Origin of the sequence: Actinomyces mediterranea (assembly GCF_900155595.1) — a bacterium.
GTDB lineage: Bacteria > Actinomycetota > Actinomycetes > Actinomycetales > Actinomycetaceae > Pauljensenia > Pauljensenia mediterranea.
Map to the genome: position 1 here is coordinate 408593 of NZ_FTPB01000003.1, position 14612 is coordinate 423204.

Genomic DNA, 14612 nt, shown 5'->3' on the forward strand with positions numbered 1-14612 from the left:
AAGGACGCATGACCACCGATTCCGCATCCCCCGACGTGTCGACCCTCAACTATGAGGAGGCACGTGATGAGCTCATTGCGATTGTGAGGGAACTTGAAGGAGGACAGGCCCCCCTCGAAGACACCCTCGCCCTGTGGGAGCGCGGCGAGGCCCTCGCCTCCCGGTGCCATTCGATTCTCAACGCGGCGCAGACCCGTTTGGCGCGTGCAACCTCCCCAGAGGACACCGAGGCTGACTAACATGGTGAGTACTGTGACGCGCAGGAGCGTCGCCCCACAAAAGGATGCGCTATGAACGTTGCCACTGAGCCTCATATCCTCACCATTGGTGAGGCACTGATCGACATCGTCACTCCGATCGCCCACCCTGAGGACGCCCGGGAGATTCCCGGCGGCTCGCCCGCGAATGTCGCGATGACCCTGGGGCGCCTCGGACGACCCGTCGTCTTGCAGTCCTGGTTCGCTGACGACGCCAGAGGTGTAGTCATTCACGATCACTTCACCGCGTCGAATGTCATCATCACGCAGGCCTCGCACGGCGCGCATCACACGACCACCGCCAACGCGCTCATCGACGAGAAGGGCGCCGCCACCTACACTTTCGACTTCGATTGGAACCCGACCCCTCCCATTGAAGTGGGCGAGGCTGCGGCGATCGTCCACGCCGGTTCCATTTCCGCGGCGCAAAAACCCGGCGCGCTCACCGTGCTCGAAGCCCTCAAGGCTGCACGCCCGCACGCACTCATCACATTCGACCCGAATGCGCGCCCCGCGATCATGGGGTCGCCCGAGCAGGCGCTCCCCCTCGTCGAAGAGTTCGTCGCTGTTTCCGATGTCATCAAGGTGTCCGACGAGGATGCAGAATGGCTGACCAATGGAGCCGATATTGAGCAGACCGTTGCACGGTGGCTGGCGTTGGGCCCCAAGATGATCATCGTGACCCGCGGCAAGAAGGGCGGTCTGGCGATCACGGAGAATGGCCTGCGCGTTGAGGCGACTCCTGCTGATGTCACCGTCGTCGACACTGTCGGTGCGGGGGATTCCTTCATGGGCGGGGTCATTGACGGCATGTGGGCTCTGGGATTCCTCGGCGCCGAAGGGCGTGAGCGCCTCGCTTCGATCAGTGCCGACGAGGTCGAGGCGATCCTGACGAGGGCGTCGCGGGTCTCGGATGTGACGGTCTCGCGTGCGGGTGCGAATCCGCCGTGGGCGCACGAACTCGACTGAGCCCTCGGAATCATTGACGAGGCGGCCGTGTGGCTGTGTTGCGGCGCCTGCCACGTGGCAGGCGCCGCACTCATTTGCCGAGCCTGCGCTCACGCTGGGCGTAGGAGCGCAGTGCGCGCAGGAAGTCGACGCGGCGGAAGTCGGGCCAGTAGGCCTCGCAGAAGTAGTACTCGGAATGAACCGACTGCCAGATCATGAAGCCCGAGAGGCGCTGCTCACCGGAGGTTCGGATCACGAGGTCAGGGTCGGGCTGGTCCTTCGTGTACAGGTGGGCGGTAATATCGGCGTCGGTGAGCGTATCGGCAACCTCGGCGCAGGTGCACCCGGTTTCGGAAGCATCACGCAGGATTGAGCGGACGGCCTCGGTGATCTCGTGGCGGCCCCCGTATCCGACGGCGACATTGACCCTCATCCCCGCGACACCGGCGGTTGAGTCGACGGATGCGCGAATCCTCTCGGCGACGTCGGCGGGGAGCAGCCCGAGGTCACCGACAATGGAGAGCTTCCAGCGCCCGCGCGATGCCAGGGCATTGACGGCATCGACGATGATGCCGAGCAATTGGTCGAGCTCTTCACTGGTACGCGAGAGGTTCTCAGTCGACAGCATCCACAGGGTGACGATCCGCACCCCCAGTTCATCCGCCCATTCGAGGAATTCTGAGATCTTGTCGGCGCCCGCCCGGTGTCCCTGGGAGGCTGTGGTGCCGATGGCTTTCGCCCATCTGCGATTACCATCGAGGATGACACCGATGTGGCGGGGAATCGAGTCGGCGGGGATCTCGGAGCGCACTCGCTTCTCGTAGAGGTCGTAGAGCAGATTCCACCGCATTGCCGCGTCCTCCTGGGGGTCTTTTTTGACGTGTCGTCGTCCCGGATGGTGTACGGGTAAAAGGGTATCGTCACTGTAGCCCGCTGGTGTGGCGCACTGGGCATGTCGTCGATGAGAATTGAAGTTGTCGCATGCAGCGCCTTAACCTACGCTGGAGTAACCTACGGTAACGTAACTAACTTGGTTCGACACTCGGAGACATTGATGAAGATCGCATCGCTTCGCCCGACATCATGGGTCCCCAACCAGCTCGTCGCGATTAAACCCCACCTGCGCGGTTGGCTTCACCTCATTGCGGCCCCACTGTCCCTCGCAGCATCGATCGTCCTCGTCGTCCTCGCACCCACGACCACCAACAAGTGGGCATCCGTGGTCTACCTCGTCGCTTCCTTGTTCCTCTTCGGAATTTCGGCGCTGTACCACCGCTTCTATTGGGCGCCGAAGTGGGAGGTCATGTGGAGAAGACTCGACCACTCCAATATCTTCCTGCTCATCGCGGGCACGTATACGCCGCTGTCGATCGCGCTCCTCGAACGGCGCGATGCCACAATCCTGCTGTCCATCGTGTGGACGGGCGCCATTATCGGGATCCTCCTCAACCTGTTCTGGCCGACGGCCCCCCGCTGGCTTTCCACCCTCATCTACGTCGTTCTCGGCTGGGTGGCGATCGCCTATCTGCCGCAGTTGTGGTCGGCGGGCGGCCCCATCGTCGTGCTGCTCATCGTGGCGGGCGGGGTCCTCTACACGCTGGGGGCGGTCGTCTACGGGATGAAGCGCCCGAACCCCTCCCCCGCCTGGTTCGGCTTCCACGAGATCTTCCACGCCTTCACTGTCGCCGCGTGGGCATGCCAATGCGTCGCCGTCTACTTCGCAGTGCTCTAGCAGCCCCGCCGCCCGGTACACCGCGTCACGGCCGGGCGGCGCATCGGCTCGGGGTGTACCGCCGCCGCTGACTTTCGCGGTGCCGATAGGGACTCTCATTGCTACACTGGCCACAATTCGCGCGCCGGCACCCCGCGGTGCCGGCGCTTCTCATTGGAGGAACAATGGCTGATACCCAGTGGCTGACGCAGGCCCAATACGACCTGCTGACCGAAGAGCTCTTTGAGCGAATCAACGTCAAGCGCGTCGAGATCGCCAAGCTCATCGATGCGGCGCGCCAAGAGGGCGATCTTCGTGAGAACGGCGGCTACCACGCCGCCCGCAACGAGCAGTCGATGAACGAGACCCGCATCCAGGCCCTGCAGGAGATGCTGGAGCACGCCGAAGTCGGTGAGACCCCCGCTGATGACGGAATCGTGGAGCCCGGCATGGTCGTCACCGCAATCGTCGCGGGACGCGAACAGACGTTCCTTCTCGGCTCGCGAGACGCGGGCGGCGACCTCGGAGTTCAGGTTTTCTCTTCTCAAGCGCCGCTGGGAGCCGCAGTCGTCGGCCATAAGCCGGGAGACACCCTCACCTACGAAGCGCCCAATGGGCGAATGATCGAAGTCGAGATCGTCGCAGCGAAGCCCTTCTCCGGCTGAGCGGGCGGCTTACAGACGAGGACGGGAGCGCTGATGCGCTCCCGTCCTATCCATTATCTGCTGCCCGCGTCGTCTCCAGCAGAGCCGTCCTCGTCCTCGCCGGGTGATGCCGCCTCCGAGGGGACTTCAGGCGCATCGCCGGTCGTCGCCCCGTCCTCGCGCGTCCCCTCTCCCGCCGTTGTCATCGTGCCCGAGTAGGAGGCTCTCACAAGGTCATCGAGCATCCCCGGAGGACCGCCCGGGCGGTCCTCCTGTATGGCCAGCTCCGGCATCGGGTCGTAGCCGTGCAGGTAGAGGAACGTGGAGTTGAGGAACGCCGCGATCGGCACGCCGAAGACCGCTCCGGGAATACCCGCGACTGAACCCGCTGCTGCGACGACGAGGAGCACCGCCATGGGGTGGAGCGACACGGCGTGCGCCATGAGGAGCGGCTGAAGCAGATTCGATTCGATCTGCTGGACCACGAGGATAATGACGAGCATGATGATGCCCGCCGTCACGCCCTGGTCGACGAGGGCGACGAAAACGGCGATCGCCCCAGAGACGAGGGCTCCGACGATGGGTACGAAGGACGCGAAGAACACAACGACAACGATTGGCAGCACGAGAGGAAGACCGAGGAAGAAGGCGCCTAAACCGATACCGACGGCGTCGATTGCAGCGACTTGGATCTGAGTGCGCACGTAGGAGCCGAGGGTCACCCAGCCGCGGATCGCGGACTCGTGGAGCGGGGTGCGAGCGGGAGCGGGGAAGAGCCTGACGACCCACAGCCAGATCTGACGCCCGTCTTTGAGGAAGAAGAACAGACAGAATAAGGAGACGAGCACACCCGACACGATGGTTGCCAGTGAGGACGTGACCGACAGAGCGGTTGTCGCCAGAGTTGAGGAGTTCGTTGTCAGCCAGTTGGGGAGCTTGTCTCGAAGCGTCGTCGTGGCCTGATCGAGGAATGTCGTGTCAAAGGCGATGGGGCTGTCGGTTTTAAGCCATTGAAGAAGGGTGTCGACGCCGTCAGTGACCTTCCTGAACAGGTCCGGCAGCTGGGAGAAAATGCTACTGCCCGCTTGCGATAGGGATACGACGACGAGACCGAGGAGGAATAACAGGCCGAAGACGGCGGCGAGTGTCTGAGGGAGGTGGAGGCGGCGCACTAACCAGCCGACGATCGGTTCGATCAGCACAGCGAGAAGGAGTGCAACCGCAACGGGCATGACGACGATGTAGAGCCGGATCGCGACCCACGCGATGCCGGCGGCGGCGATGGCAATGACGATGAGCCGCCATGACACCGCGGCGCCGACGCGCAAAACCCACGGGACTGCCCGCACTGCATCCCGATCAGCATCAAGGGTATCGCCGCGTCTGAACTCCATCGACTCGCCGCCCGTGTCGGTGGGTCTGTCGCTCATCTGCGCGGTAATGCGGTCGAAGAGCTCAGCGAACGGCCACTTCGCGTCCGAGTTCATGACATACCTCCGTCGTGGTTCACTGGGTTCAGGCTACCCGAACAGCTCTCGTGGCACTGCAAACGCCGTGGCGCCACCGGAATGACAATGTGGGCGGATGTGCACTCCCCCAACCCGATCCCGTCACACGAATCCACTCCTGGTCTGCGCAATCGCGCCGCGCCCCCATTGGTGGTCCAATGGAGTCATGAAGTCTGTTTTCGGATCCTTGCGCGCCAAGAACTCCTTCCTGCCCACTCCTGCAGCGCTCAGCGCACCGATCGACACCGCCCCCGGCGAGGGCGAAGAAGTCATGTACTTAGCGGCCGGGTGTTTCTGGGGAGTGGACAAGGCCTTCTGGAATGCTCCGGGGGTCGTTGCGACGGCGACCGGCTACATGGGCGGCACCCTGTTGAATCCGACGTACGAACAGGTCTGCACGAAGACGACCGGGCACGCCGAAACCGTTCGCGTCGTCTTCGACACGTCCCTCACCTCGGCCGCCGAACTCATCGCCCGTTTCTTCGAAATTCACGACCCCACTCAGGCCGACGGGCAGGGCAATGATCTGGGCCCCCAGTACCGCAGCGCGATCTGGACGACGACCCCCGAGCAATTCGATGTCGCACTGCGCGCCCGCTCTGCCTACCAAGGGGCTTTGTCGGTGCGCGGCTTCCCCACGATCACGACATCTGTGGAATCCGCTGACGAGGCCGATCGCTTCTGGTATGCCGAGGAGTACCACCAGAAGTACCTGTGGAAGAACCCGAATGGCTACGAGTGCCACGCCCGCACAGGCATTCCCTGTCCGATCGTGTGAGGTATGTTCAACGCATGCGCTCAGGCAACGCCGAGAATGTCAGTGACGAAGACGAGGGTGTCCCCACCGCCGATTCCGGCCTGGGGGACTCCGCGTGAGCCATAACCGTATTCGGAGGGAATGGACAGCAGGACGCGTGATCCCACGCGCTGACCGACGAGGCCGTCATCCCAGCCGCGGATCACCATGCCGACTCCGATCTGGAAGGACAGGGCCTGGCCGCGGTCGTAGGAATTGTCGAAGACCTGGCCGTCGAAGACCTGACCCAGGTAGTGGCAGTGGATGGTGTCCCCCGCTTCGACGACCTGGCCGTCGCCCTCTTTCAGAACTTCGACGAGCAGTTCATCCGAAGGGGTGTTGTCGAATGCGAGAGCGGGCTTTCGGCCGAATTCACCGGTGACGGTAATGTTCTCCATCAATGATTCTCCTGAAGCGGATCGACGCTCAGTGACACGAGCACGGGGGCATCAACTGTTGCGGAATGCGGCGATGATGCGCAGGATCTCGAGGTACATCCATACGACGGTCACGAGAATGCCGAAGGCGCACGCCCATGCGTATACTGCGGGAACGCCGCGGGCGACGCCGGTCTTGGCCTGGTCGAAGTCCTGAATGAGGCATGCGGCCCCGACGAAGACGGCGACGACTCCGACGACGAGTCCGAGCGGGAAGCCCATGATGGTGATCGAGTCGAAGCCGCCCGCGGTCAACACCCCGGTGAGGGTGAGGATCCAGGACGCCAGCCTGTAGATGATGATGCCGACGAGTGCGATGAGGGTGAAGCGCATGAGCTTCGACGAATTGCGGATCTTGCCCGATGCGAAGAGGGCGAGGGTCACGCCGAAGACGGCCGCCGTCGCGAGGACCGCCTGAATGACGATGCCCGGGTAGATGAACTCGAAGGTCGCGGAGATCGCGCCGAGGGCGAGGCCCTCGAAACCGGCGTAGGCGAGGATCAGGGCAGGACGGATGGTCTTTGAGAACGAGTTCACCATGGCGAGGATGAATCCGCCGATGATGCCGACCACGGACAGCATCATGCCGAGCGTCGGCGCGGCCGCAACGGCGGTCCACGAGACGACGCCGCCGATGAGGAGGACGCCGAGGGAGATTCCGGTCTTCATGATGACGTCGTCGTATGTCATGACACCACGGTCGACCGCATCAGCCGCAGGAGCCGCATAGGCGGCCTCCATCTGCTGGTAGTAGGCCTGGTCAGCGGCTTGCGCCCCCGTTGCCGCCTGGGATGCGGCGCCATAGGGGTTGCGCGGATCGTAGGAGCCGCCCGCATACGGCGAATTCTGGCCCGCAGTGCCGACCTGGTAGCCGGGCATGGTCGGGTAGCCGTTGGGGGTGCGTTGTTGTGTCCACTCCGTTTCGAGTTTGTTGAATACGGGGTTCGACATCGGTGCCTCCTCGGGTCGTAGTGTCTTCCGTTTGCACCATTGTCCCACGGGGTGGCCGCCTTGTCCGTGTGAGGCCCGCCTCCGGCGTCCAGCACCAGTTGTGCTCAGCGGGACTTGAAGTAGTCGAAGAGCTTCTCCTCCCTCACGATGAGAGCAGTCGCCAAAGAGGCTGTGATGAGGCAACCGAGCCCCACCCCCAATTCGATCGCCGCAAGTCGCCACAGGGACACGTGGTCGGGGCCGGGAGCGCGAACAATGATCGCAGCGACGACGGGTGCACTCAGGACGAGCGCGATCCCTGCGACGCTCGCCGCCTGTATCGCGACCTTCGCCGCGAGATCCACGCGCCATACACCCGCATGCAGGTCGGACGCTATTTCGAGTCGCCTGCGCCAGACGGCGCCGATACCGATGAGCGCCCCGAGAGCAGCGAGGATCCACACGATCGGCGCGGTGAGCCGATCGCGGTAGAGCGCGGCCCCGCTGAAGGTCGTGCCGAGTGTCGAATTGAGGGACGACATGTCGACGCGCTGTTGGCCGTTGCCGTCCGGAATGACAGCGAGCCGCATGTACGCGTCGATATCGGCGTTCATCGGCCACATCCTCACCCAACATTCGTCGAAGACGCCGGACGGAGGAACGGGGGCGAGGATGGTGTAGGCGAATCCGGATCTGCGCCCGTCGTTCTCATCCCAGGAGTACACGTGCGCGAATGGCACCTCGTCATCGTCGATGAGGACCTCCGCGGCATCGGCGGCCCCTACAGACTCGGCGAGTCCCTGCGAGACGACGATCCCGCTGGCGGAGTCCCCCGCGCGCCCGGGGATGACGTCGCGGATGCCGGGTGTCGTCTCATACACGTCGAGGCTCGTCGACGGCAGGACATTCACTCTCACCCGGCTGGTGGTGGAGCGCACGGCGGCCGCTCCCCTGACGCCGGGCAGACGCGACAGCGCATGACACGATGCTCCATCGATCGCCCGATTCGTCTGAATGACGCGGATGTTGGATGCCGATTCCTGGTAGGCGCTGGCCGAGTCGAGTGCCCGTGAAATCACCGCGAGGTCGAGACAGACGGAGCCGCCGATGAGGAGGACGGTGACGATGACCCAGATGCCGGTCCATGCCGTCCCCGTCATCATGTCGCGCCACGTTTCGCGTGCCAGCGCTGAGACCGTCATCGCTGCGCGGACAGGTCGTCGGCGGGCGTCGCGTCGCCCTCGCTTCTTAAACATCTGCGTCCATTCCCGTGTGGTCGGCGAGGTCGATGACGCGCGTGCACTGGTCGCGCACATGGGGGTCGTGGGTCGCGATGATGACGACGATGCCTCGGTCCTTCAACGCGGTGAGGGCGTCCGCCACGCGGCGCGCGGTGCGCTGGTCGAGCTGCGCTGTCGGTTCGTCAACGAGGAGGACCGCGGGATCCGAGGCGAGACCACGGGCGAGGAGCATCCTCTGGGCCTCTCCTCCGGAGAGGGTGTGGAAGGGACGGTGGGGCAATGCGTCGAGGCCGAAGTCCGTGAGCAGCCGCAATGCGCGCGCATCAGCATCGGCGGGCGCGAGTCCTTGCGCAAGCAGTGGAAGGGCGACGTGGTCGATAACGCTGCGGTGCGCATTGCCATGCGGGTTCTGGAAAACCCACGCGACATCGGCGGCGTGGGAATCCGCCTCGGCGAGGGCGACCGAACCCGCAGCGGGGGCGAGCCAGCCGGCAATGATCGCGAGGAGCGTCGACTTGCCCGAACCGGATGGGCCGACGAGGGCGACCACTTCTCCGGGGTTGATCGTCTGGGTGACGCCGGTAAACAGCCACGGCCCGTGCGCGTACCGGTGGCCGACCGAGTCGAGCTTCACGGACATGACAGTCCTTCGACGACGAGGTCGACCTGGGTGAAATCGTCCTCGGATATCACCATAGTCTGTCCGAGTTGCGATGCGACGATCTGCACCGCATGCACCTGTCCCTCGTCGGCGATGCACGCCGTCGACCCGTCGACTCCGAAGAGCGCGGCGGGCGGGATGACGCGCACGTCAATGGGGTCGGCGAGCGCCCAGGGGACGGTGAGGAGGCGCCCGGAGTCTCCCCCGCCTCCCGAGGTCGTCGCGAGGTACTCCTGATACTGGGTGGATTCCTTGATCCGCGCGATGGTCTGCGCGTCGGTGAGGATCCCGTCCTCGGGCACATCGAAGACCCCTGTGCTCACCGTGATGCGCCTTGCTCCTCCGATCGCCTCTTCGGGGAGGGTGAGGCGGGCGATGGCATGGTCCGCACCCGCGGTGAACAGCGTCTGAGTGCCGTCGATCGTGTCGCCGACGTGAAGGGGGACGTCGGTGACGGTCACCGTTGCCGCCGGGATCCACAAGAAGAGCCCGGTGGGGATCTCCAATGGGACTCCCCCGTGTCCGTCGTCAATGCCGATGAGGTCGGCGGCTGCCCATCGGGTCGCCCAGTTCATGGTCCCGGTTGTAGTGATGTCGTAGCCGAGGCGGGCGAGTTCGTTCTGCAATGCGGTGACATCGGCTCCTGTCGCCCCGTCGGCGAGGGGCCTCCACAGGGGCGTCGCCGTGGCGAGGGCGACCATGCGCGTGTCGTCCACGTCGACAGCGGCCTCACCGGAGGACAGTTGTGCACCCGGGCTGACGCGGATCGCCGTCACGCGGCCAGACACGGAGGAGGCGATGCCCGTGGATGAGGGTTCGACGATGGCGAGGGGGATATTGCGCGAGTCGTCGACTGTGCGGACTCCGACGGGAACAGAGGTGATGGGCGCGGCGGACTCGAGGGATGCCGGAACGGGCGGGGCAACGACGTAGACGCCGATGAGGATGCCAACAGAGCATGCGGCGAGCGCGCCGACCGTTGCGAGTCCCGCCACTCGCATCGATTTCCTCATCCCCGTCTCCTTCGGCTCGGCGTCATAGCCCGTCCCTACCGCTGGGCGGCTTGTTTACTCGTTCCCCCTGATCCGCACGCGCGTATCGGGGGTCGATGCCGCATTCTTTGAGGATCTCGACCCCTTCGTCGGGGTCGATGGCATAGGAGAAGGTGGAGCCGGGCAGCTCGCCCGGTGTCTGCCCCTTCACCGACAGCCACTCCTCGAATTCGCGCTTGTACTGCTCGACGGAGTAGGTCGGGTCCACTGCCCCATTCCTCACCATGCAGTCGACGGTCAGTTCCAGCTCATCGACCTTGTTCGGGTTCTGTGCCGTGGCTCGATAGAGGGCGACGATGTCATGAAATCCGGTGTCGTTGCCACAGCGCTTGAAATCAGCGTCATACTGCGTCCGCTCTTTGCCGTCATCGCGCACGCCGAAGGATCCCCACATGTCGTCGAAGGTGACGTCGGAGTACCCCGCATCGGTGAGACAGGCGGCGAATACCTTCTGCAGTTCCAGAATCTCGGCCTCGGTTAATCGGTCGTCTTCCAGCATCGTCGACATCGGCTCGCGCCCCTCGAATTGCGTTTTCAGCGCATGGAAGTCCTCGGCGTAGAGTTCGGCCGTCGTGGGGGTTGAGGGTTGCGAGCAGCCCGCAACAACAAGGAGAGAGCAGAACAGAGTCGAGAGGACACGGCCTCTCACGCGCATATTCATCGATAAATCACATGCAACCATGGACCGTCTGACACATAACCCTGTGAGGAGTAATCGTAACTGTTACTCCATTGAAGTAGGCCTCTGCGCGGCGAACTTTTCACCGAAGAATAGTCGGAATAGAAATAAACTCGAGCAGTTGCCCAATGCCAGCGGACAGGGCTCATGGCGTAACACATCGACCAGAACTGACCACCACTCGCGCCCACCCCGCATCCAGGAGTAGCGAGCGCAGCGGCTTGCAGATTCGAATTCAATGCCGGCGCGGCTGTAAAACCAGCAGCACCAAGGGCGACAGTGGCGAGCAGCGCTGCAATCTTCTTCATGACCACTCCTTTGAGTCGCTATGACAGGAAGCAGGGATGTCGGCCGATAATTCGAAGGTAGGCGGTCTGCGTTCGCTTGTCTATCGAGGAATATCAACTATTCAGCCAGCGCAGTCGGTCGCGTTGCTCGCCCGTCCGCACGTACAATGCCCCGATCGGTCAAGTCCTTTTGAGTGGTGTAAGGGTCTTTTGGGTTGTTTGTGGGGTTAGGTGGTGAGTGTTGGGAGGGGCTCGGGGATGGTTTCGGTGTTGTTGGTGGGGACGAGGTGGAGGCGGCAGGGGGTCAGGACGTCGAGGCTGAGGTAGCGGCGTCCTTTGGTCTATTCGTCGGTTTGTTCGGCTAGGACGGCTGCGACGAGGCGGGTGATGGCGTCTGGGTTGGGGAAGATTCCCACTGAGTCAGTACGGCGGTGGATCTTCTTGTTGAGGCGCTCGTTGGGGTTGTTGGACCAGATCTAGTGCCACACGTCTTTGGGGAAGGTGGTGAGCCGGTAAAGCGCATGAATAGCGGGGGCTGTTACTTCTTCCGGGCGGCCGCTCCGCGTACTCGCACGCGCAGGCGCATCCGCAGCGCGAGGGCGCCAAGGACCGCCGAGGCGAAAGTACCGATGATGACGCCGAAACGGGCGTGGAAGACCCCGGCCTCGTCGGTGAAGGCAAGCCCGCCGATGAGCATCGCAACGGTGAAGCCAATGCCGGCCAGCAGAGCCATTGCCGCGACATCCGGCAGGTCGACGCCGTGCCCCAGGCGTAGCTTCGTCCAGCGTGTGAGCGCCGCCACGGACCCCCAGATGCCGAGGAACTTGCCCAGTGGGAGCCCGATCGCGACCCCGATCGTCACCGGATCCTTCAAAGCGCCGACGACCCCGCCCTCGGCACCCAGGACGGGCACGCCCGCGGCGAAGAAGGCGAACAGCGGCAGTGCGAGTCCCGCCGACCAGGGGCTGAGGACGCGGACGAAGTCATGGGTCATCTGCCCCTCGCGGGTGCGCGTCGCGGGGACGACGAGGCCGAGTGCCACGCCTGCGATCGTCGCATGCACCCCGGAGTTCGCCATGAACGCCCACGCGACGAGGCCGATCGGGATGAGCAGCCGGGGCGAGCGGATTCCGTGGTTCACGAGCAGCGCAAAGAGCCCGATCGCGACGAGGGAGGCGGCGAGGGCGATGACGTTCAGCCCCGAGGAGAAGAACACGGCGATAACGATGATCGCGAGGAGGTCGTCAACCACAGCCAGCGTCAGCAGGAATGTTCGGGCTGCGGGCGGTAGGCCGTGGCCGAAGATCGACAAGATGGCAACGGCGAATGCGATATCCGTTGCGGTGGGGACCGCCCACCCGATCCATGCGTCAGACCCGACGACGATCTGGATGAGCGTGTAGACGAGCGCAGGGCCGATCATGCCGAAAGCGGCTGCGATCATCGGCAGTGCCGCCTCTTTCATATCCCGCAATGCGCCGGTGACGAACTCGGTTTTCAGTTCCAGTCCGACGACGAAGAAGAAGATGGTGAGCAGGCCGTCTGCCGCCCACTCGTGAACGCTCAGGTGCAGTCCGAGCACAGAGGGACCGAATTCGAGATGGGAGAGGTACTCGTAGGCCTGTTGTAGCGGCGAGTTCGACACGAGGATCGCGACTAGTGCGATTGAAATGACAAGGAGCCCGGACTTCATGTCGTCGTCGAGGAACTCTCGCATGTCGTCAACCAGTCGTCGCGCCCGTCCGCGATCGGGGCGGTGGTGTCTCTTCTTCTGTGTCCCGTGGTCGGGCGCGGGGCTCATAGGAGCGTCCTTCCGTCAGGAGTATCCCCACAGGGAGAACAATATGGATACGATGTCATCCGGTGGCCGGTTCCCGGCCCCGCCCCCATAGCCCAATTGGCAGAGGCAACCGACTTAAAATCGGTGTGGTGTCGGTTCGAGTCCGACTGGGGGTACGGTGTGCACGACGCGCTCGCGCGTCATGAGCGCGGCGGTCGTGTGGTGGCGCGCGGAAGATTCTCAATGGTGATTTCCAAGTTGGCGTCCGGCGCGGCGGTCGCCGCCGAATGACCCTCGTCATCGTCGGTTTCTTGTTCTTCCGGCATCTGTTGGATGTAGGCATCACTGCCGTACCCGTAGGCACCGAATGGGGTCTTCGCCGTTGGTACGCGGTTGAGGACGATGCCCAGTGTCTTCCCCCCGGCCTGCGCAACGGCATCGAGGGCGAGCGCCATCTCATCGGTCTTCGTCTTACCGGAACTGACGACGAGCAGCATCCCATCGGCGATCCTCGACAGGATCGCTGCATCGGTGACCGGCAGGAGGGGCGGCGCATCGAAGATGACGATGGACTCGCGCGACAGCGCCTGCGTGAGGGCTTCCATGCGCTTCGAGCTGAGCAACTCCGACGGGTTCGGCGGCACATGACCCGCAGGAAGCACGAACAGTCCAGGCTCCTCGGTCGTCACGACCGCCTGTTCAACGGGAATGGTCCCCGCGAGGACCTGGGACAGGCCGATCGGCGACTTGATGTGCAAACAGGAGTCGACCGTGGGCCTGCGCAGATCCGCATCGACGAGGACGACATTCTCCCCGGAGGCGGCGAGGACCTTGGCGAGTTGGATCGCCACGGAGGTCTTCCCCTCGTTCGAATTAGGAGAGGAGACGACGCAGATCTTCAACTCATGGTCGACATTCGCGTACATAAGGTTCGTTCGCAGTTTCCTCAGCGCCTCTTCGGCACGGAAGTCACCATCCCCAGCGTCGAGCAGCTCGCGCCCGATCATGTCCGACTGCGGGAGCACTGCGACCAAGGGGACGGGCGAGTGGGCTTCGACGTCCTCAGGTGTGCGGATCCTACGGTCGAGGAGCGCCAAGAGGATGGTGATGAGATAGCCAATGAACAGGCCGCCCGTCGTTCCCAGCGCGAGGGTACGCATGCGAGAGGGGGTGACGATCACGGCGGAGAGTTCGGCAGACGACAGAAGACGCAGCTGGACCGGCGATTCGCCCCCCTCGAGCTCGTTGAGCTGTTCGGCTGCGACGTCGATGACGGCGTCGGCGATCGCCTTCGCCGTGGTCTCCGTGTCGAAGGTCGCCGTCACATTGATGGTGGACGAGTTCTGAACGGGAGTGGCTTTCACCTTCGATGCGACCTCAGAGGCGGAGGCGGACAGGTGCAGCCTGGTGACGACGCTATCTGCGACCGCCGTTGAGGTGATGACGGAAGAGAACGCCTGGGCCTTCTGATTGGCGAGCTGGGACGCCGTGTAGAAGCTGCCCGTGTTCGCCGAGTTGTCCTCCGCCACCCGGACCGACACATACGCACTCGATGACGCGGTGTACGACTTCGGCGTGAACTGAAGGACACCGATGGCGACGCCGAGTCCGAGTACGGTGCACAGGAGGATCAGGCCTATGCGCCGTCTCGTCAGCTGTATCAGATCCTGAATAGTCACAG

The 14612-nt window shown here is 63.8% G+C and carries 16 protein-coding genes, 1 tRNA gene and 1 pseudogene; 6 read left to right on the top strand and 12 right to left on the bottom strand.

The genetic code is table 11. From position 1 onward, the window contains the following. Positions 1 to 8 precede the first annotated feature (8 nt). Positions 9 to 239 (top strand): exodeoxyribonuclease VII small subunit, encoded by a 231-nt coding sequence (locus BQ7471_RS02945; RefSeq protein ID WP_076464072.1) that lies wholly within the window; start codon positions 9 to 11, stop codon positions 237 to 239. A gap of 51 nt (positions 240 to 290) precedes the next feature. Then, on the top strand, positions 291 to 1226 hold the full coding sequence (locus BQ7471_RS02950; protein WP_076464074.1) for a carbohydrate kinase family protein: 936 nt from the start codon (positions 291 to 293) through the stop codon (positions 1224 to 1226). A gap of 70 nt (positions 1227 to 1296) precedes the next feature. Here the strand turns inward: BQ7471_RS02950 and BQ7471_RS02955 are convergent, their stop codons facing one another. After that, complete coding sequence (locus BQ7471_RS02955) at positions 1297 to 2055, bottom strand: isoprenyl transferase (protein WP_076464076.1); 759 nt, start codon at positions 2053 to 2055, stop codon at positions 1297 to 1299. 204 nt (positions 2056 to 2259) lie between these two features. On the opposite strand from BQ7471_RS02955, the gene trhA reads away from it, so the two are divergent. Further along, positions 2260 to 2937, top strand: a complete 678-nt coding sequence (gene trhA / locus BQ7471_RS02960; RefSeq protein ID WP_076464078.1) for a PAQR family membrane homeostasis protein TrhA — start codon at positions 2260 to 2262, stop codon at positions 2935 to 2937. 164 nt (positions 2938 to 3101) lie between these two features. After that, positions 3102 to 3581 carry a transcription elongation factor GreA gene (greA, locus tag BQ7471_RS02965; protein WP_076464080.1) on the top strand — a complete coding sequence of 160 codons (480 nt, stop codon included), beginning with the start codon at positions 3102 to 3104 and terminating at the stop codon, positions 3579 to 3581. Positions 3582 to 3634: 53 nt separating this feature from the next. Here greA and BQ7471_RS02970 read toward each other — a convergent pair whose 3' ends face one another. Continuing rightward, complete coding sequence (locus BQ7471_RS02970) at positions 3635 to 5047, bottom strand: AI-2E family transporter (RefSeq protein WP_076464082.1); 1413 nt, start codon at positions 5045 to 5047, stop codon at positions 3635 to 3637. A 187-nt stretch (positions 5048 to 5234) separates the two neighbouring features. On the opposite strand from BQ7471_RS02970, the gene msrA reads away from it, so the two are divergent. Continuing rightward, the gene (gene msrA / locus BQ7471_RS02975; RefSeq protein WP_076464084.1) at positions 5235 to 5846 is read left to right on the top strand and encodes a peptide-methionine (S)-S-oxide reductase MsrA; all 612 of its coding nucleotides are present in this window, start codon (positions 5235 to 5237) and stop codon (positions 5844 to 5846) included. Between the two features lie 20 nt (positions 5847 to 5866). Here the strand turns inward: msrA and BQ7471_RS02980 are convergent, their stop codons facing one another. The 9 genes and pseudogenes from BQ7471_RS02980 to nhaA all read right to left on the bottom strand — a co-directional run bounded on the left by BQ7471_RS02980 (position 5867) and on the right by nhaA (position 12952). Further along, positions 5867 to 6262 carry an FKBP-type peptidyl-prolyl cis-trans isomerase gene (locus BQ7471_RS02980; RefSeq protein ID WP_076464086.1) on the bottom strand — a complete coding sequence of 132 codons (396 nt, stop codon included), beginning with the start codon at positions 6260 to 6262 and terminating at the stop codon, positions 5867 to 5869. Positions 6263 to 6313: 51 nt separating this feature from the next. Further along, positions 6314 to 7252, bottom strand: a complete 939-nt coding sequence (locus tag BQ7471_RS02985; RefSeq protein ID WP_076464087.1) for a Bax inhibitor-1/YccA family protein — start codon at positions 7250 to 7252, stop codon at positions 6314 to 6316. A 104-nt stretch (positions 7253 to 7356) separates the two neighbouring features. Continuing rightward, entirely contained in the window at positions 7357 to 8487 is a 1131-nt protein-coding gene (locus BQ7471_RS02990) for a hypothetical protein (RefSeq protein ID WP_129583325.1), read from the bottom strand. Continuing rightward, entirely contained in the window at positions 8480 to 9112 is a 633-nt protein-coding gene (locus BQ7471_RS02995; protein WP_076464091.1) for an ABC transporter ATP-binding protein, read from the bottom strand. The genes BQ7471_RS02990 and BQ7471_RS02995 overlap by 8 nt, the downstream gene beginning before the upstream one ends. Continuing rightward, the gene (locus BQ7471_RS03000) at positions 9103 to 10146 is read right to left on the bottom strand and encodes a peptidoglycan-binding domain-containing protein (protein WP_076464092.1); all 1044 of its coding nucleotides are present in this window, start codon (positions 10144 to 10146) and stop codon (positions 9103 to 9105) included. The genes BQ7471_RS02995 and BQ7471_RS03000 overlap by 10 nt, the downstream gene beginning before the upstream one ends. A 22-nt stretch (positions 10147 to 10168) precedes the next feature. Beyond that, a complete protein-coding gene (locus BQ7471_RS03005; RefSeq protein WP_205408240.1) occupies positions 10169 to 10834 on the bottom strand; it encodes a hypothetical protein in 666 nt (221 codons plus the stop codon). 8 nt (positions 10835 to 10842) lie between these two features. Then, a complete protein-coding gene (locus BQ7471_RS11035) occupies positions 10843 to 11172 on the bottom strand; it encodes a hypothetical protein (protein ID WP_129583327.1) in 330 nt (109 codons plus the stop codon). Positions 11173 to 11378: 206 nt separating this feature from the next. Further along, positions 11379 to 11657: pseudogene (locus BQ7471_RS11880) on the bottom strand (transposase); the annotation flags it as partial. A 32-nt stretch (positions 11658 to 11689) separates the two neighbouring features. Then, positions 11690 to 12952, bottom strand: a complete 1263-nt coding sequence (gene nhaA / locus BQ7471_RS03015; RefSeq protein ID WP_083663213.1) for a Na+/H+ antiporter NhaA — start codon at positions 12950 to 12952, stop codon at positions 11690 to 11692. Positions 12953 to 13033: 81 nt separating this feature from the next. Between nhaA and BQ7471_RS03020 the strand changes: the two genes are divergently transcribed. Continuing rightward, positions 13034 to 13107 (top strand) — tRNA-Leu (locus BQ7471_RS03020). Positions 13108 to 13131: 24 nt separating this feature from the next. Here BQ7471_RS03020 and BQ7471_RS03025 read toward each other — a convergent pair. Beyond that, positions 13132 to 14610 carry a tyrosine-protein kinase domain-containing protein gene (locus BQ7471_RS03025; RefSeq protein WP_129583328.1) on the bottom strand — a complete coding sequence of 493 codons (1479 nt, stop codon included), beginning with the start codon at positions 14608 to 14610 and terminating at the stop codon, positions 13132 to 13134. Positions 14611 to 14612 lie beyond the last annotated feature (2 nt).

What these genes read in the sequence shown, in the direction of transcription:
- BQ7471_RS02945 (WP_076464072.1), top strand. Translation starts at nt 9, where the DNA reads ATGACCACCGATTCCGCATCCCCCGACGTGTCGACCCTCAACTATGAG.
- BQ7471_RS02995 (WP_076464091.1), bottom strand. Translation starts at nt 9,112, where the DNA reads ATGTCCGTGAAGCTCGACTCGGTCGGCCACCGGTACGCGCACGGGCCG.
- BQ7471_RS02985 (WP_076464087.1), bottom strand. Translation starts at nt 7,252, where the DNA reads ATGTCGAACCCCGTATTCAACAAACTCGAAACGGAGTGGACACAACAA.
- msrA (WP_076464084.1), top strand. Translation starts at nt 5,235, where the DNA reads ATGAAGTCTGTTTTCGGATCCTTGCGCGCCAAGAACTCCTTCCTGCCC.
- BQ7471_RS02980 (WP_076464086.1), bottom strand. Translation starts at nt 6,262, where the DNA reads ATGGAGAACATTACCGTCACCGGTGAATTCGGCCGAAAGCCCGCTCTC.
- BQ7471_RS02970 (WP_076464082.1), bottom strand. Translation starts at nt 5,047, where the DNA reads ATGAACTCGGACGCGAAGTGGCCGTTCGCTGAGCTCTTCGACCGCATT.
- BQ7471_RS03000 (WP_076464092.1), bottom strand. Translation starts at nt 10,146, where the DNA reads ATGAGGAAATCGATGCGAGTGGCGGGACTCGCAACGGTCGGCGCGCTC.
- greA (WP_076464080.1), top strand. Translation starts at nt 3,102, where the DNA reads ATGGCTGATACCCAGTGGCTGACGCAGGCCCAATACGACCTGCTGACC.
- BQ7471_RS02990 (WP_129583325.1), bottom strand. Translation starts at nt 8,487, where the DNA reads ATGTTTAAGAAGCGAGGGCGACGCGACGCCCGCCGACGACCTGTCCGC.
- trhA (WP_076464078.1), top strand. Translation starts at nt 2,260, where the DNA reads ATGAAGATCGCATCGCTTCGCCCGACATCATGGGTCCCCAACCAGCTC.
- BQ7471_RS02950 (WP_076464074.1), top strand. Translation starts at nt 291, where the DNA reads ATGAACGTTGCCACTGAGCCTCATATCCTCACCATTGGTGAGGCACTG.
- BQ7471_RS11035 (WP_129583327.1), bottom strand. Translation starts at nt 11,172, where the DNA reads ATGAAGAAGATTGCAGCGCTGCTCGCCACTGTCGCCCTTGGTGCTGCT.
- BQ7471_RS02955 (WP_076464076.1), bottom strand. Translation starts at nt 2,055, where the DNA reads ATGCGGTGGAATCTGCTCTACGACCTCTACGAGAAGCGAGTGCGCTCC.
- nhaA (WP_083663213.1), bottom strand. Translation starts at nt 12,952, where the DNA reads ATGAGCCCCGCGCCCGACCACGGGACACAGAAGAAGAGACACCACCGC.